This is a genomic window from Blastococcus sp. SYSU D00669 (assembly GCF_054050715.1).
In genome coordinates, this window is sequence record NZ_JBJGZV010000019.1 from 58207 (window position 1) to 83463 (window position 25257).

The window sequence follows — 25257 nt, forward strand, 5'->3', positions numbered from 1 at the left end:
CCTACGCCGGGGTGACCCCCGCCACGGATGCTGGGGAGGCGCTGAGCGGGGCCGGCCGGCTCCCGGCGCACCTCCCCGCACGTCCGCTCGCCCGCCGAGCGGTGCCTTCCGACAGGAGATCTGCGATGACCGCCGTGCCTGCCCGTGTCCCGGTGCTGGTCGTCGGCGGCGGCCCCAGCGGGCTGGCCGCCGCGATCGAGCTCGGCCGGCGCGGGATCGAGGTGCTCGTCGTCGAGCCGCGCACCACGCCCGACCCGCTGCGGCCCCGCGCCAAGACCACCAGCGCCCGCACCATGGAGCACCTGCGCCGCTGGGGCGTGGCCGACCGGCTGCGCGCCGTCGCCCCGCTCCCCGTCGGGCACGCCCAGGACGTCGTCTTCTGCACCGGCCTGTTCGGGCACGAGATCACCCGCTTCCGCAACGCCTTCGCGCTGTTCCCCGACCGGCAGGAGTTCCTCGCCGAGCCCGGCCAGCAGGCCCCGCAGAACGTCGTCGAGGAGGTGCTGCGCGAGACCGCCGCGGCGCTGCCCGGCGTCACCCTGCTGACCGGCTGGCGGGCCATGTCGGTCGTCGACGGGCCGCGCGGGGCCCGCGCCGGGCTGGAGGCCCCGGACGGCAGCAGGCACGAGGTGTCCGCCGAGTACCTCCTCGGTTGCGACGGCAGCAGCGGCATCAGCCGTGCCGCGATCGGCGCCCGCTACGAGGGCTCCTCCGGCGTCCTGCCCAACATGTCGATCACCTTCCGCAGCCGGGCGCTCGAGGAGCGGCCGCTGTGCGCGCTCGGCGTCCACTACTGGGTCATCGGCGCTACCCGGGGCGGGCTGATGGGCCGGCTGGACCTCGACGGCACCTGGTGGGCGATCGTCCAGGGCGTGGACGAGCACACCGCCGGCGTCGACCCGGTGGCGCTGGTCCGCGAGCTGGTCGGTGCGGACATCGACCTCGACGTCCTGGCCACCGACCCGTGGTCGGCCCGCATGCTGCTCGTGAACAGGTACCGCGGCGAGCGGGTGTTCCTGGTCGGCGACGCCGCGCACCTCAACCCGCCGTGGGGTGGCCACGGGTTCAACACCTGCGTCGGCGACGCGGTCAACCTCGGCTGGAAGCTCGCCGCCGTCCTGCAGGGCTGGGCCCCGGCCTCGCTGCTCGACAGCTACGAGCCCGAGCGCCGGCCGGTCGCGCTGCGCACCATCGACGCCGCCGGCAGCCAGGAGGCGTTCCTCGCCCCCTCGTTCGCCGCCGACGAGCTCGACGCCGACACCCCCGCCGGCGAGGCGCTGCGGGCCCGGGTCGCCGACGCGCTCCAGGTCAAGGACCCCGAGTTCCACAGCCTCGGCCTGGTGCTCGGCTACGACTACCCGGACTCCCCGGTCGTCGTCCCCGATGCCGGTCCGCGCCCGGCACGGGACGTCGTCCGCTACACGCCGTCGGCGCACCCCGGCGCGCGGCTGCCGCACGCCTGGCTGCCCGACAGCACCTCCGTCTACGACCTGCTCGGCGACGTCTTCACCCTCGTCCGGCTGGCGCCGGAGGCCGACGCCGGCCCGTTCCTCGACGCCGCGGCCCGCGCCGGGGTGCCGGTCCGCCTGCTGGACCTGGTGCACCTGCCGCGGCTGCGCGTGCACTACGGCGCCGACCTGCTGCTCGTCCGCCCCGACCAGCACGTCGCCTGGCGGGGCGCCGGGGACACCGACGTCGACGCGGTGCTCGACACCGTCGTGGGCCGCGGGCGGCGACCCGCCGCGGTCGAGCCGGCCGCCGCCGGCCGCTGAGCCGCCCGCCGTCAGGCGACCCGCCGGATCTCCGCCTCCGGGACGCCGCGCGCGGCGGCGTAGGCGTAGGGGTGGGCGTAGGCGAAGCCGGCCTGGTCCGCCGCGACCTCCAGCCGGAGGCACGCCCCGGAGCCCCAGTTCCAGACGACCACGACCGTTCCCCCGGACCCCTGGTCCCAGAGCAGGGTGACCTCCACCGGGCCCTGCCCGCGGCGCGCCAGCTCACGCAGCCGCGTCCCCTCGTCGGTGCTGCACCGCATGGCCGCTCACCCCTCCCGGACAGGCCCGTCGCCCTCTCAGTCCGTCCTTCGGCCGTGCGGTTACACGCGGATGCGGCGGCGCGCCCCCGCCTCAGCCCGGCGAGTGCATCAGCGGCTCCCGGAGGTCGAAGTAGGTCACCTCCCCGGCGCCGATCTGGGCCAGCTCCTCCATCGCGGCCTGCATCTCCGGCGGCGGCGCCTTGCGCTCCCCCTCGCGCGCCTCGGCCTCCGAGGTGAAGTAGACGACCTGCGTCCAGCGGCCCTCGTCGTGGGCGATCATCACGCTGCCGACGACGTCGGGCCGGAACCGCGCCATCTCGTCGGTCGACATCTCCTCGACCACTTTGCGCGCCCGGTCCGGGTCGGTCACCTGCCCCTGCATCACCTGCACGAACCCGGCGCGGTCGGGCTCGCCGCGGAGGTCGACCTCCACGGCCTCGCTGTCGAGGAAGGTCACCTCGCCGTCGAAGAGCCGCTGGGTCTCCTCCCACCAGGCGCCCTGCTCCGGCCGCTCGGAGTTCCGCCGGGCCGCGTCCGCCGACTCGAACCGGGCCACGACCACCACCTGACCGTCGTCGGTCACCCCGCCGGTGCTGCCGAGCCAACCGACCGAGCCCGGCTGGAGCTCCCGCATCCAGCGGTCCATCGCCGCCCGCAGACCGGCCGGGTCCGTCGTCCTGCCCTGGATCACCTGAGCGAACACCGCGAGCCTCCCGTCGTCGAGTGACCCCCGTGCGGAGCCAGAGGCTAGGACCCGGTGGCGCCGCCGTCGACGGCCGGAAGGCCCTGCCGCCGCGCGGTGACGAGCCAGGCGGCGGAGCCGAACTCGACGCCGTCCTGACCGACGTGCGCCTCGATCGTCGCGCGCAGCGCGGCCACCGCCCGGTCCCGCCGGTCGGCGTCGAGGCCGTCGAGCAGCCAGCCGAGGAGACCGAGCACGAAATCGGTGGCGGTCGCCGCGTCCGGGCCCAGCCACTCCGGCTCCTCGATGCCGGTCAGCCCGACACCGGTGAACCCGGCCGCCGACAGGACGGCGCGCACCCGGGCGGGATCGGCGAGGGAGAAGGGGGGCAGCCCGCCCGGCGGGGCCGGCAGGTCCCGGCCGGCCGCCAGCGCTCCGGTCAGGGCGCGGAACCACTCGTTGCGGGCGACGGCCTGCCAGACCAGCAGCACCAGCCGCCCACCGGGCCGCAGCGCGCGGCCGATGTTGGCGAAGGCCGCGACCGGGTCGGCGAAGAACATCGCGCCCGTGCGGCTGACCGCGACGTCGAACGACCCCTCGTCGAAGGGGTGCACCTGCGCGTCGGCCTGCAGGAAGGCGACGTGGGGCAGGTCGGCCGCGGCCCGCCGGGCCACGGCGAGCATCGCGGAGGACAGGTCGACGCCGAGCACGGCACCGGAGACCGCCCGCCGGCCGGCCTCCCGGGTGGTGGACCCGGTGCCGCAGCCGATGTCGAGCACGCGCTCGCCCGGACCGATCCCGGCGGCGGCGAACAGCGCGTCGTCGTAGCGCGCCGTCGAGCGCTCGAAGACGCCGGCGTGCCGGGCCCAGTAGGACCCCTCCTCGCCGTCCCAGGCCCGGAGCTGGTCGGCGTTCCGCGGGTCCACCGCGAGCTGCGGAGTGACCATCGGATCCCCCTCGATATAGTCCCTTTGGGATTAAACCGGCTTACTCCCAGGGGGACCATGTGTCAAGCGCCCGGCCGCTGACGACGACGTCGTACGCGATCCTCGGCCTGCTCGCCGTCCAGCCGTGGAGCACCTACGAGCTGACGCGCCAGATGGACCGCAGTCTGGGCCGGATCTGGCCGCGCGCCCAGAGCAAGCTCTACGAGGAACCGAAGAAGCTGGTGTCGGCCGGCCTGGCGGTGGCCACCACCGAGCAGGTGGGCCGCCGTCCGCGCACGGTGTACTCGATCACCCCCGCGGGCCGTCGCGCGCTGGCGGACTGGCTGACCGAGCCGGGGAACGGCCCGGCCCTGGAGTGGGAGCAGCTGCTCAAGGTCTGGTTCTCCGACTCCGGCACCAAGGCCGACACGCTGGCGTCGCTGGCCGCGGCCCGCGCCTGGGCCGTGGAGCGGAACCAGGAGAACCTGCGCGCCGCCCGGGCCTACGCCGGGGGCACCGGACCGTTCCAGCAGCGCGCGGCGCAGACCATGCTGGCCGGCGCGTTCCTCACCGACTTCTACGCCCTCGTCGCCCGGTGGGCGGACTGGGCGACGCAGCAGGTCGAGCGGTGGCCGGACGACCCGGCCCGGGCGGCGCCCGACCCGGAGGCGCAGCAGGAGATCCTCCGCCGCGCCGAGTGGTGACGTAACGCCGTCCGCCGGCGGCGGACCACGGGTGCATGACGCTCACCACCCCGGCGGCGCCGGCCCGGACCCGGGAGGCCTGGCACCGCGTCGCCGAGCACGTCCTGGCCGCCGGGCAGTTCGCCGCCGCCGGGACGATCCGCCTCCGCCCGTACCCCGGCGGGCTCGCCACCACGGTCGGCGTCGCCGGCCGGCAGCTCGCGGTCGTCGGTGACCAGCTGCTCGTCGTCGACGGCACCCGGCTGCGGTCCCGCCCGCTGAGCACGCTCGGGGACGCCGCCGCGTTCGCCGGGGTGGAGCTCGGTCTGCGCGGCAGCTACCCGCCCGCGACCCCGCCCGACCCGGACGCGCCGCTGGTCGTCGACACGGCCGCCGCCCGCCGGCTCGCCGACTGGTTCGCCCTCGGCGACACCGCGCTGCGCCGCTTCGCCGCACGGCTCGGGGAGCCGACGACGCCGGTGCTCTGGCCCGAGCACCTCGATCTCGGCATCACCGTCGACGCGGTGAACTACGGCTTCTCCCCCGGCGACGCCGCCCTCCCGGAGCCGTACGCCTACGTCGGCCCCCACGGGGGACCGACGTCCCCGCACGCCTTCTGGAACGCACCGTTCGGGGCGGCGCGGGACGCCGCCGGCACCACCTCCGCGCAGGACGCCGTCGCCTTCTTCTCGGAGGGACGGGCACGGGTACTCACCGACAGGAGCAGGACGTGAAGGGTCTGCAGGGCAAGAAGGCGCTGGTGACCGGGGGGAGCTCGGGGATCGGGCAGGCGATCGCCATCCGGCTCGGCCGGGAGGGCGTCGACGTCGCGATCAACTACGTCGGTCCGCCCGAGGGCGCCGAGGAGACGCGGGACGCCATCGAGCACGGCGTCGAGATCTGCATGAAGGAGATCTCCGCGGCCGGGACGCGCCCGGTCCTCGTCGCCGCCGACGTCTCGCAGGAGGACCAGGTCGGCGCGATGTTCGACCAGGTCCTGTCCGACTACGGCCGGGTCGACCTGCTCGTCAACAACGCCGGCATCCAGATCGCCGCCGACACCGACGAGCTGCCGGTGGCGGCGTTCGACAAGGTGCTGGCGGTCAACCTGCGCGGCGCCTTCCTGTGCAGCCAGCAGGCGATCCGCGCGTGGCTGCGTGCCGGCGAGGCCGGCAGCATCGTCAACGTCTCCAGCGTCCACCAGGTGATCCCGAAGCCGCGCTTCGTCGGCTACTCGGTGTCCAAGGGCGGGATGCAGAACCTCACCCGCACGCTCGCGCTGGAGTACGCCGCGCGCGGCATCCGGGTCAACGGCATCGGCCCCGGCGCCACGGTGACCCCGATCAACCGCTCCTGGATCGACGACCCGGTCAAGCGGGAGATGGTCGAGAGCCACATCCCGATGCGCCGCGCCGGCGATGCCGAGGAGATGGCCGCGGTGACCGCCTTCCTCTGCTCCGACGAGGCCGCGTACATCACCGGCCAGACCGTGTTCGTCGACGGCGGGCTGACCCTCTACCCGTCGTTCGAGACGACCTGGTCGTCCGAGTGACCGAGCTCCGCACCCCGCCGTCGGTCGCCGAGCGGACGGCGGGGTGGTTCCCCTCCCGCTGGGGCCCTGACGACGCCGCCGGCGCGCTCAACGAGATCACCCCGGCGACCGTGCTGGCCGCCGTCTCCCTCGTGCGCTCCGGCCGGGTGTTCGACCTCGCGCACGTGCTGCACGCCGACGTGCCCGCCTTCCCCGGGCGCACCTTCCGGTCGTACCTGACCACCAACTCCCACCACGTCAACCGGCGGCGGCCGGACGGCGGCCCCGACGGGTGGGGCCGCAACGGGGTCAACTGGGTGGTCGAGCAGATCACCGCCACCCAGCAGTTGGGCACCCACCTCGACGCGCTCAACCACCTGCAGGCCGGCGACCGCACGTACAACGGCCACCGGCTCGCCGACATCGCCGAGGACTGGGGCACCAACCGGCTCGGCGTCGAGACGCTGCCGCAGGTGGTCACGCGCGGCCTGTTGCTCGACGTCGCCGCGGTCCGCGGGGTCGAGCGGCTCGGGCCCGGGGACGTCGTCACGATCGCCGACGCGGAGGCGGCGCTGGGCGACCGCACCCTGCGCCCCGGCGACGCGGTGCTGCTCCACACCGGCTGGGGCGGGCTCTGGGGTGCCGACGACGAGCGGTACTCCTCCGGGGAGCCCGGCCCGGGTCTCGCGCTGGCCGGCTGGCTGGCCGAGCACCGGGTCGCCCTCACCGGCTGCGACACCTGGAGCTACGGGCCGGTGCCGGCCGAGGACCCGGCCGAGCCGTTCGTCGTCCCCCAGACCCTCAACGTCCGGCACGGCGTCGTCGTGCTGGAGAACCTGCGGCTGGCCGAGGCGGCCGCCGCCGGGCTGCGCGAGTTCCTGCTCGTCGTCAGCCACGCCAAGCTCCGCGGCGCCACCGGCGCCTGGGTCACACCCCTCGCGATCACCTGAGCAGGAGAGAACCATGGCCGAGCACGCCGACGTCATCGTGATCGGGTCCGGGGCCGGCGGGGGCGCCGTCACCTGGGCCCTGGCGCCCACCGGGAAGAAGGTCCTGCTCCTCGAGCGCGGCGGCTGGTTGCCGCGCGAGCCGCAGAACTGGGACCCGCAGGCGCTGTGGGCCGGCAAGCGGTACGCCAACAGCGGGCAGTGGACCGACGGCTCGGACGGCCACCGGTTCACGCCGAAGCAGCACTACTACGTCGGCGGGAACACGAAGTTCTACGGCGCGATCCTCTACCGCTTCCGGGAGCGGGACTTCGGCGCCGTCCAGCACGTGGACGGCGTCTCGCCCGCCTGGCCGATCTCCTACGCCGACCTGGCGCCGTGGTACGACCGGGCCGAGCGGCTCTACCAGGTGCACGGCACGCGCGGCGAGGACCCCGACGAGCCGCCGGCGGGCGGGCCCTACCCCTGGCCGGCGATCAGCGACGAGCCCCGCATCGCCCAGCTGCGCGCCGACCTGACCGCGGCCGGGCTGCACCCCTTCTCCCTGCCGAACGGCATCCTGCTCGACGAGGCGCGGCCGCACCTGTCCGCCTGCATCCGGTGCGCGACGTGCGACGGCTTCCCGTGCCTGGTCAACGGCAAGGCCGACGCCCAGGTGATGACGGTCGAGCCGGCCCTGCGGCACCCGAACGTCGAGCTGCGCACGGGGGCGCGGGTCGTCCGGCTGGAGACCGACCCGTCAGGCCGGAGCGTCTCCCGCGTCGTCGTGGACCGGGACGGCGAGCGCGAGGAGTACACCGCGGACGTCGTCGTCCTCGCGGCGGGCGCGATCAACTCCGCCGCGCTGCTCCTCGCCTCGGCGTCCGACCGGCACCCGGCCGGGCTGGGCAACGGCAGCGGGCACGTGGGCCGGCACCTGATGCTGCACAACAACTCGGGGCTGGTCGCGTTCTCGCGGACGCCCAACCCGACGCGGTTCCAGAAGACCCTCGGGGTCAACGACTTCTACTGGTCCGACCCCTTCGACCCCGACTGGGAGTACCCGGTCGGCTCGATCCAGATGAACGGCAAGAGCGACGCCGTCCTCATCGGCTTCGACGTCCCCGACGCGCGGGACCCGGCCGACCTGGCCCGCCACTCGATCGACTTCTGGCTGACCACCGAGGACCTGCCGCTGGACGGCAACCGGGTCACCGTCGACCGCGACGGCGGCATCTCCCTGCGCTACACGCGGACCAACGCCGCCGAGGTCGCCCGGCTGCGGATGCGGCTGATGGGCCTGCTCGACGGGCTCCGCTGCGAGCCCGACGTGTACGAGAACCGGCAGTACGCCGGCGGGCAGCTGGGCATCGGCGGGGTGGCGCACCAGAACGGCACCATCCGCTTCGGCCCGGACCCGGCCACCGCCCCGCTGGACCTCGACTGCCGGATGCACGAGGTGGACAACCTCTACGTCGCCGACTCGAGCTTCTTCGTGTCCAGCACGGCGGTGAACCCGACGCTGACGATCATCGCCAACGCGCTGCGGGTGGCCGACGGGATCGCCGAGCGGCTCGGGGCCCGGGTGCCGGCCGAGGCTCTCGTGCCGGCGCCGCGGCAGCCGCGACCGGCGGTCGACCGGGTCCGCTGACCCGGATCGGCACCGTTCCGATTCGTGCTGCCGGACGGCTCCCGCCGCCCTATCCTCAGGACCGAGGGCGCCCCTCTTCCCGGCGCCCAGCGCGGTCGGAGGAAGCATGTCCGTGCACGAGCAGCAGCGCTCCCGGATCGGCCGACCTGCGGCGGGCAGAGCCGCGCCGCCTCCCCGCGCCGGCGACGTCCGCTTCGAGCACAACGTGGTCCGCGACCGCCCGATGATCCTGGGCTTCCCCGCCGAGTACGACGAGGACGACGGACCGCCTGCCGTCGACGAGCCGGACGGCCCGGGGCCGGGCGTCCGGCTCGTGGTCGCGCGGAGGGCGGACGTCCTCGCGGCGGTCCTGCTCGTCCTGGCCGGTGTCGCGGCGGGCGTGAGCCTGTGGGTCCCGTGGCTCCGGGGCCGGGACGACGTCGGTGTGGTGCTGGTCAGCGACGGCGTCGCGGAGGCCGGGGCCGGCATGGCGACGCTCCTCGGCGGCCCGCTGTGGCCCGTCCTCGCCGTCGTGCTCGGCGGCGGCGTCCTGCTCCTGCTCGGCCTGCTGCTGCTCCGCCCGGCGCGGACCCACCGGGTCGTCGGCGTCCTGGAGCTGTTCGTCGCGGGCATCGCCACCGCCGGCGTCGTCGTCCTCCTCGCCGAGGCGGGCTGGAGCCCGGCCCGCTTCGACCTCGGCGCGTGGTGCGCCGTCGCCGTCGCGGGCCTGGGCCTCGTCGGTTCGCTGAAGGCCGTGCTCACCGTCCCCCGCGTCTCCCTGGAGCGCGAGGTCACCTGAGCGCCACGCCTCGGGTGCAGGCCTCAGGCGTGCGCCGCGGTGCGGGGCCGCCGGGCCTCCCCGGTCCCCCGGCCGCCTCCGCCGTCGCGGCCGAGCAGGGCCAGGGCCAGCGCCGGGAAGACCAGCACCGACAGCAGGCCGGCGCAGACCAGGGCCGCCCCGGTCACCGGGTCCAGCCGCCCGGTCTCCTCGCCGATCTGCACGGCGGTGACCAGGAACGGCAGCGACGTGGCCTGCAGCAGGCCGGCGGCCAGTGCGCCGGTCCGGCCGAGCGACCGGCGGTGCAGCGCGGCCGGCACCCCGCGCACGACGAGCAGCACGGCCAGGAACACCGGCACCCGCAGCAGCGCCGAGGGCTCCTCCACCAGGCCGCGCAGGTCGAGGCGGATCCCGCTGGCCACGAAGAACACCGGCACCACGAAGCCGAAGCCGAGGGCCTCCAGCTTGGCCCGGAACCGCGGGTGCGACGCCGCGTCGCGGTCGAGCAGGCCGACCAGCGCCCCCGCGAGGAACGCCCCCAGCAGCAGCTCGAGGCCGAGCCGCTCGGCCAGGGCGACGAACGCGACCAGCAGCAGGACGACGAGCCGCACCCGGATCTCGGCGGTCGTGTCCTGCAGCCGCACCAGCACCTCGCCGAGCCGCATCGACATGCCGATCCGGCCCAGCGCCACCGCGAGCACCGCCACGAGGACGCCGAAGGCGCCGATCAGCGCCGCCGTCGTGCCGGCGCCGCCCCCGGAGGCGGAGAACAGCAGCGTCAGCAGCACGATCGCGCAGAAGTCGGCGACCGTGGCGCCGGCGATCGTGGCCTGCCCGACCGGCGAACCGACCTGGCCGGCGTCCTTGAGCACCGGCACGACCAGGCCCAGCGCGGTCGAGGTGAGCGCGATCGCGAGGAACAGCGGGCTGCTCGTCCAGCCGAGCCCGGCGGCCCCCAGCCCGACCAGCACGGCGAGGGCGACGCTGACGGCGTACCCGACCCCGGCGATGCCGAGCGTGCGGCCGCGCAGGCCGCGCAGGTCGATCTCCAGGCCGGCCAGCAGCAGCAGGAACGCCAGGCCGACCACCGAGAGGACGGCCACGGGGAGGTCGACCTCCACCCACCCGAGCACGGACGGGCCGAGGACGACGCCGACGACGATCTCGAGGACCACCGAGGGCACCCGCACGCGCGGGGCCCACCCGAGAGCGAGCGGCACGGCCGCGGCGACGAGCGCGACCAGCAGCAGGTTGGTGAACGACACGTCGGGCATCGCGCACCCCTCACAGACCGGCCGCGTCGAGGGCGTGCAGCCACACCTCGGCGACGGTGGGGAACGCCGGGACCGCGTGCCGCAGGTCCTCCAGCGGGACGCGGGCGGCGACCGCGACGGCCGCCGAGTGCAGGAGCTCCTGCACCCCGTTGCCGGTGACGGTGGCGCCGACCAGCACGCCGGCGGTCTCGTCCAGCACGAGCCTGGTGGTCCCCACCAGCCCCTCGCCCAGGACGTAGGAGCCGGGGACCTCGCCGGTGGGGACGTCGATCGTGCGCACGCGCAGCCCCGCCTCCCGGGCCTGCGCGGCGGTGGGGCCGACCGCGCAGACCTGCGGGTCGGTGAACGTCACCCGGGTGACCGCGGCCCGGCTGGCGACGTCCCGGACGTCGCGACCGGTGAGCACGTCGGCGGCCACGCGGGCCTGGTACTTGCCCATGTGGGTCAGCGGCGCCAGGCCGGTGCAGTCGCCGACGGCGTGCAGCCAGCCGCCGTCGACGCCCAGCGCCCGCAGCCGGTCGTCCACCGCCACCGGCCGGCCCGGCGGGAGCCCCACGGTCTCCAGGCCGACGTCGTCCGTGCGCGGCCGACGGCCCACCGCCACCAGCACCTCGTCGGCGACCACCCGCTCGCCCGTGCTCAGGGTGCCGTGCACCGGTCCGTCGGTGCCCTCCCGGCGGACGCCGGTCAGCAGGGCGCCCAGCCGGACGGCGATCCCCTCCTGCTCGAACGCCGTCCGCACCTGCTCGCCGGCGAAGGGCTCCTCCCGGGGCAGCAGCCGGTCGCCGCCCTCGACGACGGTGACCTGCGCGCCGAGGCGGGCGAACGCCTGCGCCAGCTCCAGCCCCACGGCGCCGCCGCCGAGGACGAGCAGCCGCGGGGGGACCTCCTTGGCCGCCGTCGCCGCCCGGTTGTCCCACGGCCGCACGTCGGCGAGGCCGGGGACCGGCGGCAGGACCGCGGCGCTGCCGGTGGCCAGCACCACCGCGCGCCGCGCCGCCAGGACCGGCCCGCCCGCGACCTCGACCCGGCGCGGGCCGGCCAGCCGGCCGGTCCCGCGGACGAGCCGGACGCCGTGCTCGGCCAGCCAGGCCTCCTGCCCGCGGTCGTCCCAGGACGACGTCATGAGATCGCGCCGGGCGAGGACGGCGGGCACGTCGATCGCGCCGCCGGCCGCGCGGGCGGCACCCGGGACCCGCCGGACCGCGGCCAGCACGTCGCCGGGCCGCAGCAGGGTCTTGCTCGGGATGCACCCCCAGTACGAGCACTCGCCGCCGACCAGTTCCGTCTCGACCAGCGCGACGTCGACCCCCCGGTCCGCGCACCGGCCCGCGAGCACCTCCCCCGCGGGCCCGCCACCGACGACGACGACGTCGACCTCGAGGTCGACCTGCTGGGACGGGGACATGGGACCTCCTCGGGCAGTCGCTGCCCCACCGTCGTCCCGCGCCGCGGTGCCGCGTTACGCGTAACGGGCGGGTCACCCGCGGGACTGGACCGGCACGACCGCCGACCTCCGGGAGTTCCGATGAGCGACACCCCGATCGCCGACCTCGCCTTCCTCTCCGACCGGCACTCGTGTGCCCTGGTCGACCGGGCCGGGACGGTCCAGTGGCTGTGCTTCCCCCGCTTCGACGGCCCGGCGGTCTTCGCGCAGCTGCTCGACGACGACGCCGGCCACTGGTCGGTGCGGCCGGACGCCGACTGGACCGCCACCCGGCGGTACGCGGACCGCTCGCTGGCCCTCGAGACCACGTTCCGCACCGCGGGCGGTGAGCTCGTGCTCACCGACGCCCTGGGCCTCGGCCCGGAGAACGACGGCCACCGGATCGGCACCGACGTGCCGCACGTGCTGGTCCGCCGGCTCGCCTGCACCGCGGGCGCGGTCGACGTCGTCGTCGACTACCGGCCGCGGCCGGAGTACGGGCTGATCGTCCCGCTGCTCTCGCACCTGGACGGCGGGGTCGCCGCCCGGGGCGGGGCCGACTGGCTGGTGCTCACCCTGCCCGGGGGCGCCGACCTGCGGGAGGGGCGCGCCACCGCCCGTCTGCACCTGGAGGCGGGCGACGTCGTGCACCTGGCGCTGCAGCGCAGCACCCTCGGCGACGCGGTGTCCGCGCACGTCTGGTCGCAGGAGGAGCTGGCCGAGCTGCTGGACCGCACGCTGGTCTCGTGGGAGTCGTGGTGCGCGCTGCACCAGTCCTACGACGGGCCCTGGGCCGACCTGGTCCACCACTCGGGACGGGTGCTGCAGGGGCTGTCGTACCAGCCCAGCGGCGCCGTCGTCGCCGCCGCGACGACCTCCCTGCCGGAGGGCGTGGGCGGCGAGCGCAACTGGGACTACCGCTACGCCTGGGTGCGCGACGCGAGCTTCACGATGGAGGCGCTGTGGGTCGCCGCGTGCCCCGACGAGGCGGAGGACTTCTTCGGCTTCATGACCACCGCCGGCGCCGGCGGCATCGGCCCCGGCATGTCCCTGCAGATCATGTTCGGCGTCGGCGGCGAGCACGACCTGAGCGAGCGGACCCTCGGTCACCTGCGGGGCTGGCGGGACAGCCGCCCGGTCCGCGTCGGCAACGGCGCGTGGGACCAGCGCCAGGTCGACGTGTACGGCGAGCTGCTCGGCGCGGCGGCACGGCTGGCCGACCAGCTGCCCGCCCTCGACGAGGAGACCCGCTGGTTCCTGGCCGCCTGCGCCGACACCGCCGCCGTCCGCTGGCGGGACGCGGACCAGGGCATCTGGGAGGTGCGGGGCGAGCCGCAGCACTTCCTCTACTCCAAGGTCATGTGCTGGGTGGCACTGGACCGGGCCATCGCCCTGGCGCCGCAGCTGCGCTGCGAGCACCGGGTCGACGAGTGGCAGAAGGTGCGCGAGGAGATCGCCGACGCCGTCCTGCAGCAGGGCTGGAACGAGGAGGCGGGTGCCTTCACCCAGTACTTCGGGTCGACCGCCCTGGACGCGTCGAACCTGATGCTCCCGATCGTCGGGTTCCTGCCCGCGGACGACCCGCGGATGCTGGCGACCATCGACGCGATCGCCGACCGGCTGACCGACGACCGGGGCCTGGTCTACCGCTACCGCACGGAGGAGGGCGTGGACGGGCTGGCCGGCGAGGAGGGGACGTTCCTGCTCTGCACCTTCTGGCTGGCGCAGGCGCTCGCGCTGTCCGGGCAGGTCGAGCGCGCCCGGGAGGTCTTCGAGCGGGCGGCGGCGTTCGCCAACGACCTCGGCCTGCTCTCGGAGGAGATCGACCCGGCGACCGGGGAGCTGCTCGGCAACGTGCCGCAGGCCTTCAGCCACATCGGGCTGGTCAACGCCGCCTGGGCGATCGACCAGGCGGAGCGCGCGCGGCGATGAGCCCGGTGCACGCGGGACCTCGGTCCCTGACGCGGGCTCCCGACCCTCTCCATGATGTCCGGGACGGGGCTCGGTTCCCGGCCGCCGTCCGGCGAGGAGCAGCCGCATGCAGCAGCCCGACACGGGTCCCCCGTCGGCCGTGGCGGCCGCCGTCGTCGAGGGCGGGAGCGCCGCGCAGGAGCAGCTCCTCGAGCGGCTGCGCGCGGGCGACCGCGCCGCGTTCGCCGAGCTGGTCGACGCCTGGACGCCGGTCCTGCTGCGGGTGGCCCTGATGCACGTGTCGACCCGGGCCTCCGCCGAGGAGGTCGTCCAGGACACGTGGCTCGCCGTCATCCGGCAGCTGGACCGCTTCGAGGGCCGCTCGTCGCTGCGCACCTGGGTGTTCCGCATCCTGGAGAACCGGGCCCGGTCCCGCGGCGCGCAGGAGGCCCGGTCCGTGCCGTGGTCGACGGCGTTCCCCGACGGCGAGGGGGACGACGGCCCGGCGGTGGACCGCGCCCGCTTCCGCGGACCGGACGACCGCTGGCCGCGCCACTGGACCGACGCCGGGCTGCCCGTGGCGTGGCAGCCGCCGCCGGAGGACGCCGCCGTGGCCGCCGAGATCCGGTCCGAGCTGCGGGTGGCCCTCGACGAGCTGCCCGAACGCCAGCGCGTGGTCGTCGAGCTGCGGGACGTGCACGGGCTGACCGCGGAGGAGGTCTGCGAGCGGCTGGCCCTCAGTCCCGGCAACCAGCGGATCCTGCTGCACCGGGGGCGCTCGCGGCTGCGCGCCCGGCTGGAGGACGTGTACCGCGGCGCCGCGGGGGAAGGAGGGCCTCGTGGCTGAGCTGCCGGGCCCACGGCCTCCCGCCGACGACGTCCTGGAGATCGCCTGCCAGGAGTTCGTCGAGCTCGTGACCGAGCACCTCGAGGGCACGCTGCCCGAGACCCTCGAGCGCGCCGTCGCCGACCACCTCGAGCTGTGCGAGCCCTGCCGGGTCTACCTGGAGCAGATGCGCGCCACCACCGCCGCGCTCCGGACCGTACCGGCGCCCACCCTGCCGCCGGCCGCCCGGGACCGGCTGCTCGACGTCTTCACGGCGCTGCACGGTCCCGACGGGGACCGGCGCCGGTAGCGGTCACCCGGCGCGGGCGGCCGCGGGCATCAGGCCCACCTGCTGGAGGAAGGCGGCCAGGTTCCAGTAGTCGTGGTTCTCCACGACGAGGCCGTCGCGCACCCGCCCGACCGAGACCGCCGGGAAGCGGAAGGTGCGGCCGGTGGCCGGCAGCCCCCGCGTCGGCGCCGCCCGGTCGTGCGTGCCGACCATGGTCCACTCGATCGCGTAGCCCGCCTCGTCGCCCACGACGTCGCCCGGCTCGAACCGGTAGTCGCTGGAGAACGTGGCCGACAGCCCGGCGACGTACTCCCGGAACGCGGCGACGCCGGTGAGCCGGTCGCCACCGCCGTTGTCCACCCAGACGAGGTCGTCGGCCATGAACGCCGCGATCGCGGCCGGGTCGCGGGTGTTCCACGCGTCGAAGTAGGCCGGTGCCCAGGTCTCCGGGCGGCCGGACGCCGGACCAGCCATGTCCCCTCCTCGTGCCGTGCCGTCGAGAGGGCGGAACCTACCCGCCTCCAGTGCGTCGAGCATCACCGTTGGCGGTCCAATGTTTGGTGCCCCAACGGTCTACGATGGGGACGTGACCGACGACCAGGACGTGCTGGCGCTGGAGCGCCAGGTCTGCTTCGCCCTGTCGGTGGCCGCTCGCAACGTCGTCGCGGTCTACCGGCCGGTGCTCGAGCCGCTGGGGCTGACCCATCCGCAGTACCTGGTGATGCTGGCGCTCTGGCAGCACGGGACCCTGGCGGTCAAGGACCTGTCGCGGCTGCTGCAGCTCGACCCCGGCACCCTGTCGCCGCTGCTCAAGCGGCTCGAGGCCGCCGGTCTGCTGCGCCGCGAGCGCGACCCCCGCGACCAGCGCAACCTGGCCCTCGCGCTGACCGACGAGGGCCGGGCCCTGCGCGCCCGGGCCGAGCAGATCCCGGCCGGCATCGTCGAGCGGCTGGGCATGCCCCTCGACGAGCTGATGTCTTTGCACGGCGCGCTCACCCGCGTCATCTCGGCGGCGCAGCAGGCGCTGTCCACCCCCGGCGACGGCCCGCGGGCCATCGCATGACCAGTCCAGGAGCGCTCCCCATGGCAGAGACCGGCGCGCCGGCCGACCCCGTCGTCCGCCCGGCCCCGCACCGGTGGCTCTGGTACGCCTTCGGCGGCCGGCTCCCCCGCGAGAACCGCGGCTGGGTGCTGCACGACACGACGACCGACACCTGGTGGCTGCGGCACATCGCGCGCATGTTCGTCCAGCTCGCCGTCCCGGTCGTGCTGATCATGGTCTTCCTCCCCGCGCCGCTGGCGCTGCGCGCGGCGGTCGCCGGGGGCGGCATCTTCCTGGCGATGATCTACTCGCTGGCCTACATGACCGAGGTGATCGAGAACCGCGTGGTCAAGGCCGGCTACCCGGCCGGGACGGCGCAGGCGCACCGGGACCGGCGCTCGCTGGTCAGGCAGCAGGAGGAGAGCGAGCGCAAGCGCGCCGCGGCGGCCCGCCGCGCCGAGCGCTACCGCGCCCGGGCCGGCCGGTGACGGGGCGCGGGGGCGCATCGACGTCGTGGAGCCGCTCGGCCCCTGCGAGGACGACCCGGACGTGACCGACACGAGGTTCCCCGGCAACCCCACGCGCTCCTACCGCACCCGCTCCCGCTGCGCGTCGTCGGCGAGCCCGACGGCTGGACCGGGCACGACCCGGAGGTCCTGCAGGGCGTGCTCGACGGCCTGGCGCGGCTGCGCGAGCAGGGCCGGGACCTCATCGAGGACTAGGCGGACCCCCCGCCGAGGCGGACCCGGACGCCCGCGGCGGCCAGCCGCGCGGCCTGGGCGCCCAGCAGGGCGCGGGCGCCCACGTCGGCCTGCGTCAGCCGGACGGCGATCTCCCGGTGGCCGGCGAGGTGCAGGGCGTCCACCTGCGCCGCCACCACCTCGGCGCCCACCGTGTCCAGCCACCCGCGGGCGCGGACCACCCCGCGCACCGGGTCGCAGCGGACCACCAGCACCGGTGGTTGAGGAAGTCCCTCGTCGTCGGCCGGCCCCTTGCCGGCCGCGGGCGTCGTCACCGCGTCCGAGCTCATGCCCATACCGTGACGGTTCCGTCCGATACGGCCCAGGGGCCGAAGTCCCTGTCGTGCACGATGGCCGGGTGAGCGCGCGCCCGTCCGCCGTCGCCGCCCTGCCGGCCGAGCCGGGTGTGTACCGCTTCCGGGACGACGGCGGCCGGGTCCTCTACCTGGGCCGGGCCGTGGACCTGCGGCGGCGGGTCGGCTCCTACTGGGGCGACCTCGGCGACCGCCGGCACCTGCGGCGCATGGTGCCGCACGTCGCCCGCATCGAGGCCCTCGTCTGCGACTCGGCGCACGAGGCGGCGTGGGCCGAGCGGAACCTGCTCGAGCGGGCGATGCCGCGGTGGAACCGCATTCCCGGCGGCCTCGAGGTGCCGGTCCGCATCCGCCTGGACGCCACTCCCGGAGCGCCGCGCCTGCACGTCGTCCGCGACGCGCCGCCCGGCCCGGGGGCGCGCTGCTTCGGCCCGTACCTGGGCAGCCGGAGGGTGCGGCTCGCGGTCTCGGCGCTGCTGCGGGTCCACCCGCTCGGCTACGCCGGCACCGGGCTCAGCCCCTCCGAGCGGGAGATGGCTCGGCTGCGCGGCGCGGCCGGCGCCGACCCGTCGCAGCTCGCCGCGGCGATCGCGGCGGTGCTCGACCGCGAGCCGTCGGCGGTGGCGGCGCTGCGCGCGGAGCTCACCGCGCGGCGGGACGCGGCCGCCGGCGCCCAGCGCTACGAGGCCGCCGCGCGGCTGCAGGAGGAGCTCGCCGCCGTCGAGTGGGTCGTCGCCCCGCAGCGGGTCACCGCGGCCGGCGGCGACGAGGACGTCACCGGCTGGGCCGGCGACGTCCTCCTCCGGCTGCGCATCCGCGGCGGGCGGCTGCGCGGCTGGGAGCAGCGGCGCGGCACCCGGCCACCGGAGGCGTCGAGCGCGACGTGGGAGCCGTTCGTCCGGCGCAACGCCGAGCTCGCCGCCGTCCTCGCCCGCCACCCCGTGCGCGGAGCCCGGCGTCGTCCACCGGGGGCGCAGCACGGCCATGCCTGAGCGGCAGCGGTCGTCCGCCGGCACCGTGCCGCCGAGAAGGCATCCCGTGCACGACATCGCGGCGGACACGCCGGCCGGCCGTGCACGGATCGCCCTCTCGGACCCGGTTCAGGCGCCGGGGCGCAGGCCGATCAGGTTGCCCTCGGCGTCCCGGGCGACGGCGACCTGCATGCCGCCGCCGACGTCGGTGGGCTCCTGCACGGTCTCGGCGCCGGCCTCGACCAGCGCGGCCAGGGCCTTGGCGACGTCGTCCACGTGCCAGTACGCGACCGGGCCGGACTGCCCGAAACGGTGCCCGTGCGGGTCGAGGCCGATCGACTGGCCTCGGACGTCGAACTGCACGTAGTAGGGGGCGTCGACCACGGGCTGGGCGCCGGTGAGGACGCCGAACAGCGCCTTCGCGCGGGGCAGGTCGGCGACGGGGTAGATGACGGTGCGGACGCCGGCGGTCATGATGTGCTCCTCGGGTGGTGCGGATCGGTGGGTCTCTCACCTCACTGACACGCGCCGACCGGGGGATGTGACGGACATGAGCGAGAACGATCTGCTCGCCACGGAGTTCGAGCAGCAGCGGGACCGGCTGACCGCCGTCGCGCACCGGCTGCTCGGCTCGCGCGCCGAGGCGGAGGACGCCGTCCAGGAGGCGTGGCTGCGGGTCAGCCGCGCCGACAGCGGCGAGGTCGACAACCTGGCCGGCTGGCTGACCACCGTCGTCGCCCGGGTGTCCCTCAACCAGCTGCGCAGCCGCACCTCCCGCCGCGAGGACCCGCTGGAGGAGGCCGCGCGGCGGCACCTGCACGCCGTCCCGGACCCGGCCGAGGAGGCGGTGCTCGCCGATTCGGTCGGCCTGGCGCTGCTCGCCGTCCTGGACACCCTCGCCCCCGCCGAGCGGCTGGCGTTCGTGCTGCACGACCTGTTCGACGTGCCGTTCGACGAGATCGCCCCGATCGTCGACCGCTCCCCCGCGGCCGCCCGCCAGCTGGCCAGCCGCGCCCGGCGGCGGGTGCGCGGGGCGGAGCCGGCCGACGACGTCGCCCGCAGGCGCGAGGTGGTGTCGGCGTTCCTCACCGCCTCGCGCGAGGGCGACTTCTCCGCGCTGCTCGAGCTGCTCGACCCCGACGCGGTGCTGCGCGCCGACGCCGCGGCCGTGCGGATGGGCTCCGACGTCACCGAGCTGCGCGGCGCCCGCGGGGTCGCCGGCTTCCTCTCCGGCCGGGCGCGCGCCGCCCGCCTGGTGCTGGTCGACGGCGTCCCGGGCTGGGTCTGGTCGCACCTCGGCGAGACCAAGGTGGTCTTCGCCTTCACCGTCGTGGACGGCCGGGTGACCGTGATCGAGCTCATCGCCGATCCCGAGCGGATCGCCGCCTTCGACATCGAGCCGCTCAGGCAGCGGTAGCCGCGAAGAACTCCGCGGGTGCGAGCGTCCCGGCGATCACGGACGCGAAGGCGTCCATCGCCGGCCGGTTCCCCGCCGCCGCGGCCAGCAGGCGCTGCACCTCCGGCGGGGGCGGGGCCAGCGTGGCGATGCCGCAGGTGAACTCGTACAGGGGCAGCACCCGCTCGTCCCGTGCCCGCTGGTACGCCGCCATGGCGGCGGCGTGCGCGGCGCGCCCCCGGAGCACTGCGTCCAGCGCGGAGGCGCAGAGCTCCGCGTCGAGGAACGCGTGGGTCATGCCCTGCGCGGTGATGGGGTCCACGGTGAGGCCGGCATCGCCCACCAGCGCCCACCCCGGCCCGTAGGGGGTGCGGAAGAAGTTGCGCACCCCGCCGCCGACGAACGGGGCCTCCCGCGTGGCCGCCCGCACCCGCGCCGCGAACTCCGGCACCAGCTCGAGGGTCGCCAGGTAGCTCCCCTCGACGTCGGCCCGGTAGTCCGACAGCTCGGCGTACGGCCGGCCGACCACGACGAGGGTCAGCCCGTCGTTCGTCGGGATCGCCCCCCAGCCCCGGTCGGGGCGCGCAACGGTGGAGAACCGGTCGACGGGCAGGCCGCTCCAGTAGGTGTAGAAGCCGTACTGCAGGCAGGGCCGCACGTGGTACTCCGACGCCCCCACGGCCCGGGCCACGCGTGAGTTGCGGCCGTCGGCCCCGACGACGACGCGCGCCCGCTCCGTGGTCTCCCGACCACCGGGCCTGTGCCCGCGGACCCCCACCACGGCGCCGTCCTCCACGAGCAGCTCCTGCACGGAGAAGCGCTCCCGCACCTCGGCGCCGGCCGCGGCGGCGGCCTCGACGAGGACGGCGTCGAGCAGGTACCGGCGAGGCGCGTACATGGTGGAGCCGCCTCCGGACGGCCGGGGCGTGCCGGTGAGGGTGAACGGGCCGAAGTCGAACGAGTAGCCGTCGACCGGCGGGCAGCCGGTCGCCAGCACCGCGTCCAGCAGCCCCCAGCGCCGCAACGCGGCGACGCCCGGCGCGTGGACGGCATGGGTGGACACCGTGTCACTGGGGAACGCCGCGCGGTCGACGACCAGCACCCGGTGCCCCGCGCGGGCGAGGAGCATCGCCGTCGGGGAACCTGCGCACCGGGCGCCGACGACGATCACGTCGTACTGCTGGGTCATGGCCGGACCTCCTCCGTGGACGGACGCCGACACGGTCGTCCCCTCCGGCCGCGCAAGGATCGGTGAGCTCCCCTATCTCCCGCCCCGCATCCCGCCCCGCATCCCGTCCGCACCCGCCCGCACCGCGTAGCCCGCCGCCTCGGCACGGCTGCGCAGGCCGAGCTTGGCCAGCACGTTGGCGACGTGGTGCTCGACGGTCTTGCGGCTGATGAACAGCCGTTCGGCGATCTCCGGGTTGGTCAGCCCGTGACCGAGCAGCTCGAGCACCTCCGCTTCGCGGGAGGTGAGCGCGCCGCCCGGCGCCCGGGTCCCCGGCACCCGCACGCCCAGGGACCTCAGCAGCGCGGCGGCGTCGTCGGCGTCGCGGTCGGCGCGCAGCCCCCGGAACTCCGCGAGGGCGGTGCGCGCCTCGGCGAGGGCCACGGCCGGCCGCTCGCCGGCCACCGCGCGGGCGAGCGCCAGGCGGGTGCGGGCCCGCTCCCGCGGCATCTGCGCCGCCGTGAACCCCGCGAGGGCCTGGCGCAGGCACGCGGAGGGATCGGCGCCGGTGGCCAGGCAGACCTGTCCCCGGGCGAAGGCGGCGAGCGCCACCAGGTGCGGGGCGGGCAGCCGCTCGGCGCAGCAGGCAACCCGCCCGGCGGCGTCCTGGGCGGCGTCGGCCCGGCCGGCGGCGAGGTGCACCTCGACCAGCAGCGCCCACAGCGGGGCGGCCTCCGCGGCGGACGGGTCGACCGCCCCGAGCGCCCGCTCGAGCAGGTCGCCGGCGAGCTCGACGTCGCCGCGCGCGAGGTGGACTGCGGCCAGCGGCCGGACCACCTCGGCCGAGACCGCCCCGTCGAACTCCGCGAGCAGCTGCGCGGCCTCCTCGAACCGGCCCTGGCGTACCCGCAGCTCGGCGAGCCGGGCGAGGGCGCCCGCCCGCAGCGCCGAGCGCCGGCTCAGCCCCCAGATGCGGGCTGCCGCGGTCAGCGCCTGCTCGGCCTCCGACCACCGGCCCGCGGCGGTGAGGACGCCGCCGTAGTGGGTGCGGCAGAAGGCGGAGACCGCCGGCAGGTTCCGCCGAGCGGCGATCGCCTCTCCGACGGCGATCCACTCCTCGGCGCGGCGCACGTCGCAGGCGTGCTCGCAGGCGGAGAAGAGCTGGCAGAAGATCTCCTCCAGCACGAAGAAGTCGTCCACCTCGCGTCCGGCGACCGCGGCCAGCGCCTCGTCCAGCAGCGCCATCCCCTCGGTCGTGCGGTCGGCGTGCACCAGCGCGGCCCCGAGGTAGGCCAGCGCGGCGCACTCCAGGTCCGTGTCGCCGGCCCCCCGCCCGGCGGCGAGCGCCTCCCGCAAGCGCGCCTCCTTGCGGGCGCGGTCGGCCTCGAACATGCCCGCGTCGAGCGCCACCCACCCCGCCTCCCGCGACCCCGGGACCTGGGACAGCAGCGTCTGCGCCCTGGCCTGCCAGCCCGCGGCCACCGCCGGGTTGCCCAGCATGGAGAAGTGGACGCCGCCGAGGCTGCGGGCCGTGCGGATCGCCCCGAGCGGGTCCCCGGCCGCGCGGTAGCCGGCGTAGGCCCGCTCCCAGTTCTCGGCGACCCGCGGGAAGTCGAGCTCGAGGAACGCCACCCGGCCCCGGAGCTCGTGCACGAGCGGGGACGGCTCGGCCTCGTCGAGCCGGGCCAGCAGGTCTCGCGCAGTGGCCGCGTCCCCTGCGCGCAGCGCCACGCGCACCTCGGCGAGCAGTTGCCGGACCGGGCCCTCCACACCGGAATGGTGCACCGGCGGGCCCGGTCAGGCGTAGGGGTCCTCGCCGGCGGCGGCGAGCATGGCGGCCACCTGGACGGCGGTCGCGGCGTCCACCGGCAGCTCGGCGAGCAGCGGCGGGATCTCCTCCGGCTCCAGCCCCTCGGTGAGCAGCAGCTCCAGCAGGCGGCCGGCCTCGCCGGGCGGCACGGGCAGCGGCAGCCCGGAGCCGCGCAGCGCCGCGTCGGCGAGGATCCGGGCGGCGCCGAGGTCGGCCGGCTCCGGCTCGGGAGCGGGCACCGCGCCCCGGGTCGCCCGCTCGGCGGCGCGCACGACGGCCAGCGGCAGCCCCTCCGCCTCCACCTCGGCCAGCGGCACGTCGCCCAGCGCGGCGAGCAGCAGGAGCTCGGCCTCGGCCCGCAGCGGCGTCTCCCAGTCGCCCGCCCGGACGACGTCGCCGAGGTCCCCGCCGTCCTCGCCGAGCTCGTCGAGCAGCTCCGCCCACGCCCGCTGCCGCGTCTCGCGGGCCCGCTCGGCGGCGAGCACGCAGGTCTGCAGCACGAACGGGTCGAGCACCTCGCGGTCGAGCCGGTCGGCGTAGGTGCCGCCGTCCGCCGTCACCGCGTTGAGCACGTCGGCGAAGCTGCCCGGCCGCGCGTCGCCGAGCTCGAGCCGGCCGTCCTCCTCCCCCGACAGCGGCTGGCCGTTGGCGGCGCGCACACCGATGGTCGTGCCGGTGGCCACCAGCCGGCCCCGGTGGCGCAGGTGGTGCGGCTGGTCGGACAGGCCCACGCTCCAGGCGCACGCCTCGGCGACCAGCGCCGGCACCCGCTCGCGCAGCACCTCGCGGGTGAGCAGACCCATCCAGTCGACGTCGAACACCTCTCCAGGGTGCCCCGTCCGGCCGCGCGTGTGACAGGTCGGTCCGCAGGGGTACGGGGGCCCCTCGTGGCCATGCACGTGTTCCGGACGAAGCCGGTCGAGCACATCGGGGAGACCGAGAGCGAGGTCACCGGCGTCGGGAAACTGCGGAAGAACCTCTCCGCCCGGCACCTCGTCGCCTTCGGCATCGGCGTCGTGATCGGCACCGGCATCTTCACCCTCACCGGCGTGCAGGCGAAGAACACCGCCGGGCCCGCGGTGGTGATCTCCTTCGTCGTCGCCGGCGTCGTCGCCGTCCTGGCCGCCCTCTGCTACGCCGAGCTGGCCTCCTCCGTGCCGACGGCGGGCAGCGCCTACTCCTACGCCTTCGCCACCGCCGGCGAGCTGCTCGCCTGGATCATCGGCTGGGACCTCTTCCTGGAGTTCGCCCTCGGCGCCGCCGTCGTCGCCCGCGGGTGGTCGGGCTACGTGGGCAACCTGCTGGACCTGCCGCCGTCGCTGTTCGGCGAGGACTCGGTGGTCAACGTCGGCGCGGTGCTCATCGTGGTCGTGCTGACCGTCGTGGCCGTGCTCGGCATCCGCGAGTCGGCCCGCGTCACCGGCGCCCTGGTCATCGTCAAGGTCGCCATCTGCGTCTTCGTCATCGTCGCCGGCGCCTGGTTCGTCACCGGCGCCAACCTCACCCCGTTCATCCCCCCGTCGGAGGGCAGCGCGGGCGCCAGCGGCCTGCAGCAGCCGCTCATCGGCTGGGCGCTCGGCCTGGACCCGGCGGTCTTCGGGATCGGCGGCCTGCTCACCGCGGCGGCCGTCGTCTTCTTCTCCTACACCGGCTTCGAGGCCGTCGCGAACCTCTCCGAGGAGACCCGCCGCCCCGGCCGCGACCTCCCGCTGGGCCTCCTCGGCACCCTCGCGCTGTCGACCGCGCTCTACGTCGGCGTCTCGTTCGTCGTCGTCGGGATGGTGAACTACACCGACATCGACGAGGGCGCTCCGATCGCCGACGCGTTCGCCCAGAACGGGCTCGGCTGGGCCTCGGCGCTGATCTCGCTGGCCGCGGTCGCGGGCCTCACCTCGGTGATCCTGGTCGACCTGGTCACGGTCAGCCGGATCGGCTTCGCCATGGGCCGCGACGGGCTGCTGCCCATGTCGATCGCCAAGGTCAGCCCGCGCACCGGCACCCCGGTGCGGATGACGCTGATGTACGCGGCCGTCGTCCTGGTCATGGCCGCGTTCGTGCCGCTGGAGGAGCTGGCCAACCTGGTCAGCATCGGCACCCTGTTCGCCTTCCTGCTGGTCTCCCTCGCCGTCCCGCGGCTGCGCAAGACCCGACCCGAGCTGAAGCGCGCCTTCCGGGTGCCGTTCTCCCCCTGGCTGCCCTGGCTGTCGGCGCTGGCCTGCTTCTACCTGATGGCCAACCTCGAGCTCGAGACCTGGCTGCGGTTCCTCGCCTGGATGGCCCTGGGCTTCCTCGTCTACTTCGGATACGGCTACCGGCACTCCCGGTGGCGGACGACGACGGAGGCCGAGCGGGAGGCCGCCCCGGCCGCGCAGAACTGACAGCCGGTCCACAGCCGGCGGTCACCCCGGCACCGGGGAGGCGCGGCAGCGTCGGCCCCGTGGACGACGAGCTGCGCAGATCCCTGTTCGACCCGGACGCCGCGCGCGGGCTCGTGCTGGCCCACCGGCCGCCGGCGCCGTCCGCCGTGCAGGGCGTGGTGTCCGACGTCGTCTGGCAGGACGTCGTCCGGCTGCTGCGCTGGGCGGCCGCCGGCACCGCGCCGGAGCTCGCCGCCGGCACCTGGTGGCGGCTGGCCACCGGCTGCGCCGACTTCCTGCGCCGCTACCCCGGCCTCTCCGCCGAGGTCGGCGAGCCGTGGGACGCCGAGCCGCTGCCCGAGCTGGCGGGCCGCGGCGCCGACCGCGTGGCCGTCGCCGCCGACCGGCTGGCCGGGCTGCTGAGCGCGCCCGGCCCCCTGCCGCTGCGCCGGCTCGCCGCCCACGTCGACGCCCTGGGCGCGGCCGCGGTCAACGCCCTCGCCGAGCACTCCCTGCCGCCCGGTCGGTGACCGGCCGGGGCACCA

27 protein-coding genes and 1 pseudogene are annotated in these 25257 nt (G+C 76.0%); 17 read left to right on the forward strand and 11 right to left on the reverse strand.

Annotated features, from left to right (window positions below; genetic code table 11):
* Nucleotides 1-125 precede the first annotated feature (125 nt).
* Nucleotides 126-1772: an FAD-dependent monooxygenase gene (locus ACI8AF_RS14875; RefSeq protein ID WP_456540498.1), complete on the forward strand. Its 1647-nt coding sequence runs from the start codon at nt 126-128 to the stop codon at nt 1770-1772.
* A gap of 11 nt (nt 1773-1783) precedes the next feature.
* On the opposite strand, the gene ACI8AF_RS14880 is transcribed toward ACI8AF_RS14875, so the two are convergent.
* The 3 genes from ACI8AF_RS14880 to ACI8AF_RS14890 form a co-directional block, all read right to left on the reverse strand.
* The gene (locus ACI8AF_RS14880; RefSeq protein ID WP_456540499.1) at nt 1784-2032 is read right to left on the reverse strand and encodes a hypothetical protein; all 249 of its coding nucleotides are present in this window, start codon (nt 2030-2032) and stop codon (nt 1784-1786) included.
* A 91-nt stretch (nt 2033-2123) separates the two neighbouring features.
* Nucleotides 2124-2735: a hypothetical protein gene (locus tag ACI8AF_RS14885; RefSeq protein WP_456540500.1), complete on the reverse strand. Its 612-nt coding sequence runs from the start codon at nt 2733-2735 to the stop codon at nt 2124-2126.
* Between the two features lie 44 nt (nt 2736-2779).
* Nucleotides 2780-3661, reverse strand: coding sequence for a class I SAM-dependent methyltransferase (locus ACI8AF_RS14890; protein WP_456540501.1), 882 nt, complete (start codon nt 3659-3661; stop codon nt 2780-2782).
* Between the two features lie 59 nt (nt 3662-3720).
* On the opposite strand from ACI8AF_RS14890, the gene ACI8AF_RS14895 reads away from it, so the two are divergent.
* The 6 genes from ACI8AF_RS14895 to ACI8AF_RS14920 all read left to right on the forward strand — a co-directional run bounded on the left by ACI8AF_RS14895 (nt 3721) and on the right by ACI8AF_RS14920 (nt 9209).
* Nucleotides 3721-4344: a PadR family transcriptional regulator gene (locus ACI8AF_RS14895; protein ID WP_456540502.1), complete on the forward strand. Its 624-nt coding sequence runs from the start codon at nt 3721-3723 to the stop codon at nt 4342-4344.
* Between the two features lie 35 nt (nt 4345-4379).
* Complete coding sequence (locus tag ACI8AF_RS14900; RefSeq protein ID WP_456540503.1) at nt 4380-5057, forward strand: hypothetical protein; 678 nt, start codon at nt 4380-4382, stop codon at nt 5055-5057.
* Nucleotides 5054-5875 (forward strand): glucose 1-dehydrogenase, encoded by an 822-nt coding sequence (locus ACI8AF_RS14905; protein WP_456540504.1) that lies wholly within the window; start codon nt 5054-5056, stop codon nt 5873-5875. The genes ACI8AF_RS14900 and ACI8AF_RS14905 overlap by 4 nt, the downstream gene beginning before the upstream one ends.
* The gene (locus ACI8AF_RS14910; protein WP_456540505.1) at nt 5872-6804 is read left to right on the forward strand and encodes a cyclase family protein; all 933 of its coding nucleotides are present in this window, start codon (nt 5872-5874) and stop codon (nt 6802-6804) included. Before ACI8AF_RS14905 ends, ACI8AF_RS14910 begins: the two co-directional genes overlap by 4 nt.
* A 13-nt stretch (nt 6805-6817) precedes the next feature.
* Nucleotides 6818-8431, forward strand: a complete 1614-nt coding sequence (locus tag ACI8AF_RS14915; RefSeq protein WP_456540506.1) for an FAD-dependent oxidoreductase — start codon at nt 6818-6820, stop codon at nt 8429-8431.
* Nucleotides 8432-8537: 106 nt separating this feature from the next.
* Entirely contained in the window at nt 8538-9209 is a 672-nt protein-coding gene (locus ACI8AF_RS14920; RefSeq protein ID WP_456540507.1) for a hypothetical protein, read from the forward strand.
* A 23-nt stretch (nt 9210-9232) separates the two neighbouring features.
* Here ACI8AF_RS14920 and ACI8AF_RS14925 read toward each other — a convergent pair whose 3' ends face one another.
* Entirely contained in the window at nt 9233-10462 is a 1230-nt protein-coding gene (locus tag ACI8AF_RS14925; RefSeq protein ID WP_456540508.1) for a cation:proton antiporter domain-containing protein, read from the reverse strand.
* A 10-nt stretch (nt 10463-10472) separates the two neighbouring features.
* The gene (locus ACI8AF_RS14930; protein WP_456540509.1) at nt 10473-11870 is read right to left on the reverse strand and encodes a dihydrolipoyl dehydrogenase family protein; all 1398 of its coding nucleotides are present in this window, start codon (nt 11868-11870) and stop codon (nt 10473-10475) included.
* 120 nt (nt 11871-11990) lie between these two features.
* On the opposite strand from ACI8AF_RS14930, the gene ACI8AF_RS14935 reads away from it, so the two are divergent.
* The 3 genes from ACI8AF_RS14935 to ACI8AF_RS14945 all read left to right on the forward strand — a co-directional run bounded on the left by ACI8AF_RS14935 (nt 11991) and on the right by ACI8AF_RS14945 (nt 14935).
* The gene (locus ACI8AF_RS14935; RefSeq protein WP_456540510.1) at nt 11991-13820 is read left to right on the forward strand and encodes a glycoside hydrolase family 15 protein; all 1830 of its coding nucleotides are present in this window, start codon (nt 11991-11993) and stop codon (nt 13818-13820) included.
* Between the two features lie 106 nt (nt 13821-13926).
* Nucleotides 13927-14646 carry an RNA polymerase sigma factor gene (locus ACI8AF_RS14940; protein ID WP_456540511.1) on the forward strand — a complete coding sequence of 240 codons (720 nt, stop codon included), beginning with the start codon at nt 13927-13929 and terminating at the stop codon, nt 14644-14646.
* The gene (locus ACI8AF_RS14945; RefSeq protein ID WP_456540512.1) at nt 14639-14935 is read left to right on the forward strand and encodes an anti-sigma factor family protein; all 297 of its coding nucleotides are present in this window, start codon (nt 14639-14641) and stop codon (nt 14933-14935) included. Before ACI8AF_RS14940 ends, ACI8AF_RS14945 begins: the two co-directional genes overlap by 8 nt.
* Before the next feature lie 3 nt (nt 14936-14938).
* Here the strand turns inward: ACI8AF_RS14945 and ACI8AF_RS14950 are convergent, their stop codons facing one another.
* Nucleotides 14939-15388 carry an ester cyclase gene (locus tag ACI8AF_RS14950; RefSeq protein WP_456540513.1) on the reverse strand — a complete coding sequence of 150 codons (450 nt, stop codon included), beginning with the start codon at nt 15386-15388 and terminating at the stop codon, nt 14939-14941.
* 112 nt (nt 15389-15500) lie between these two features.
* Here ACI8AF_RS14950 and ACI8AF_RS14955 point away from each other — a divergent pair, with 112 nt between their 5' ends.
* The 3 genes and pseudogenes from ACI8AF_RS14955 to ACI8AF_RS14965 all read left to right on the forward strand — a co-directional run.
* Entirely contained in the window at nt 15501-15977 is a 477-nt protein-coding gene (locus ACI8AF_RS14955; RefSeq protein WP_456540514.1) for a MarR family winged helix-turn-helix transcriptional regulator, read from the forward strand.
* A 20-nt stretch (nt 15978-15997) separates the two neighbouring features.
* Nucleotides 15998-16444 carry a DUF5313 family protein gene (locus ACI8AF_RS14960; protein ID WP_456540515.1) on the forward strand — a complete coding sequence of 149 codons (447 nt, stop codon included), beginning with the start codon at nt 15998-16000 and terminating at the stop codon, nt 16442-16444.
* Between the two features lie 7 nt (nt 16445-16451).
* Nucleotides 16452-16678 (forward strand): annotated as a pseudogene (locus ACI8AF_RS14965) (NAD(+)--rifampin ADP-ribosyltransferase); the annotation flags it as partial.
* Here the strand turns inward: ACI8AF_RS14965 and ACI8AF_RS14970 are convergent.
* The gene (locus ACI8AF_RS14970; RefSeq protein WP_456540516.1) at nt 16675-16986 is read right to left on the reverse strand and encodes a hypothetical protein; all 312 of its coding nucleotides are present in this window, start codon (nt 16984-16986) and stop codon (nt 16675-16677) included. The pseudogene ACI8AF_RS14965 and the gene ACI8AF_RS14970 overlap by 4 nt on opposite strands.
* 68 nt (nt 16987-17054) lie before the next feature.
* Between ACI8AF_RS14970 and ACI8AF_RS14975 the strand changes: the two genes are divergently transcribed.
* Nucleotides 17055-18002, forward strand: a complete 948-nt coding sequence (locus ACI8AF_RS14975) for a hypothetical protein (protein ID WP_456540517.1) — start codon at nt 17055-17057, stop codon at nt 18000-18002.
* Between the two features lie 108 nt (nt 18003-18110).
* Here the strand turns inward: ACI8AF_RS14975 and ACI8AF_RS14980 are convergent, their stop codons facing one another.
* A complete protein-coding gene (locus ACI8AF_RS14980; RefSeq protein ID WP_456540518.1) occupies nt 18111-18455 on the reverse strand; it encodes a VOC family protein in 345 nt (114 codons plus the stop codon).
* Between the two features lie 76 nt (nt 18456-18531).
* Here ACI8AF_RS14980 and ACI8AF_RS14985 point away from each other — a divergent pair, with 76 nt between their 5' ends.
* A complete protein-coding gene (locus ACI8AF_RS14985; protein WP_456540519.1) occupies nt 18532-19398 on the forward strand; it encodes a sigma-70 family RNA polymerase sigma factor in 867 nt (288 codons plus the stop codon).
* Here the strand turns inward: ACI8AF_RS14985 and ACI8AF_RS14990 are convergent.
* The 3 genes from ACI8AF_RS14990 to ACI8AF_RS15000 form a co-directional block, all read right to left on the reverse strand.
* The gene (locus tag ACI8AF_RS14990) at nt 19385-20566 is read right to left on the reverse strand and encodes an NAD(P)/FAD-dependent oxidoreductase (protein WP_456540520.1); all 1182 of its coding nucleotides are present in this window, start codon (nt 20564-20566) and stop codon (nt 19385-19387) included. The genes ACI8AF_RS14985 and ACI8AF_RS14990 overlap by 14 nt on opposite strands.
* 72 nt (nt 20567-20638) lie before the next feature.
* Entirely contained in the window at nt 20639-22315 is a 1677-nt protein-coding gene (locus ACI8AF_RS14995; RefSeq protein ID WP_456540521.1) for a LuxR C-terminal-related transcriptional regulator, read from the reverse strand.
* 27 nt (nt 22316-22342) lie between these two features.
* Nucleotides 22343-23176, reverse strand: a complete 834-nt coding sequence (locus ACI8AF_RS15000) for a hypothetical protein (RefSeq protein WP_456540522.1) — start codon at nt 23174-23176, stop codon at nt 22343-22345.
* A 72-nt stretch (nt 23177-23248) separates the two neighbouring features.
* Here ACI8AF_RS15000 and ACI8AF_RS15005 point away from each other — a divergent pair, with 72 nt between their 5' ends.
* Together ACI8AF_RS15005 and ACI8AF_RS15010 are read left to right on the forward strand one after the other, a co-directional pair.
* Nucleotides 23249-24733, forward strand: a complete 1485-nt coding sequence (locus ACI8AF_RS15005) for an APC family permease (RefSeq protein WP_456540542.1) — start codon at nt 23249-23251, stop codon at nt 24731-24733.
* Nucleotides 24734-24792: 59 nt separating this feature from the next.
* Nucleotides 24793-25242: a hypothetical protein gene (locus tag ACI8AF_RS15010; RefSeq protein WP_456540523.1), complete on the forward strand. Its 450-nt coding sequence runs from the start codon at nt 24793-24795 to the stop codon at nt 25240-25242.
* The last annotated feature ends 15 nt before the right edge of the window (nt 25243-25257 follow it).

Coding starts and splice junctions, on each gene's coding strand:
- ACI8AF_RS14875 (WP_456540498.1), top strand. CDS start 126: ATGACCGCCGTGCCTGCCCGTGTCCCGGTGCTGGTCGTCGGCGGCGGC.
- ACI8AF_RS14950 (WP_456540513.1), bottom strand. CDS start 15,388: ATGGCTGGTCCGGCGTCCGGCCGCCCGGAGACCTGGGCACCGGCCTAC.
- ACI8AF_RS15005 (WP_456540542.1), top strand. CDS start 23,249: ATGCACGTGTTCCGGACGAAGCCGGTCGAGCACATCGGGGAGACCGAG.
- ACI8AF_RS14920 (WP_456540507.1), top strand. CDS start 8,538: ATGTCCGTGCACGAGCAGCAGCGCTCCCGGATCGGCCGACCTGCGGCG.
- ACI8AF_RS14970 (WP_456540516.1), bottom strand. CDS start 16,986: ATGAGCTCGGACGCGGTGACGACGCCCGCGGCCGGCAAGGGGCCGGCC.
- ACI8AF_RS14985 (WP_456540519.1), top strand. CDS start 18,532: ATGAGCGAGAACGATCTGCTCGCCACGGAGTTCGAGCAGCAGCGGGAC.
- ACI8AF_RS14980 (WP_456540518.1), bottom strand. CDS start 18,455: ATGACCGCCGGCGTCCGCACCGTCATCTACCCCGTCGCCGACCTGCCC.
- ACI8AF_RS14940 (WP_456540511.1), top strand. CDS start 13,927: ATGCAGCAGCCCGACACGGGTCCCCCGTCGGCCGTGGCGGCCGCCGTC.
- ACI8AF_RS14915 (WP_456540506.1), top strand. CDS start 6,818: ATGGCCGAGCACGCCGACGTCATCGTGATCGGGTCCGGGGCCGGCGGG.
- ACI8AF_RS14935 (WP_456540510.1), top strand. CDS start 11,991: ATGAGCGACACCCCGATCGCCGACCTCGCCTTCCTCTCCGACCGGCAC.
- ACI8AF_RS14990 (WP_456540520.1), bottom strand. CDS start 20,566: ATGACCCAGCAGTACGACGTGATCGTCGTCGGCGCCCGGTGCGCAGGT.
- ACI8AF_RS14960 (WP_456540515.1), top strand. CDS start 15,998: ATGGCAGAGACCGGCGCGCCGGCCGACCCCGTCGTCCGCCCGGCCCCG.
- ACI8AF_RS14900 (WP_456540503.1), top strand. CDS start 4,380: ATGACGCTCACCACCCCGGCGGCGCCGGCCCGGACCCGGGAGGCCTGG.
- ACI8AF_RS14930 (WP_456540509.1), bottom strand. CDS start 11,870: ATGTCCCCGTCCCAGCAGGTCGACCTCGAGGTCGACGTCGTCGTCGTC.
- ACI8AF_RS14925 (WP_456540508.1), bottom strand. CDS start 10,462: ATGCCCGACGTGTCGTTCACCAACCTGCTGCTGGTCGCGCTCGTCGCC.
- ACI8AF_RS14890 (WP_456540501.1), bottom strand. CDS start 3,661: ATGGTCACTCCGCAGCTCGCGGTGGACCCGCGGAACGCCGACCAGCTC.
- ACI8AF_RS14880 (WP_456540499.1), bottom strand. CDS start 2,032: ATGCGGTGCAGCACCGACGAGGGGACGCGGCTGCGTGAGCTGGCGCGC.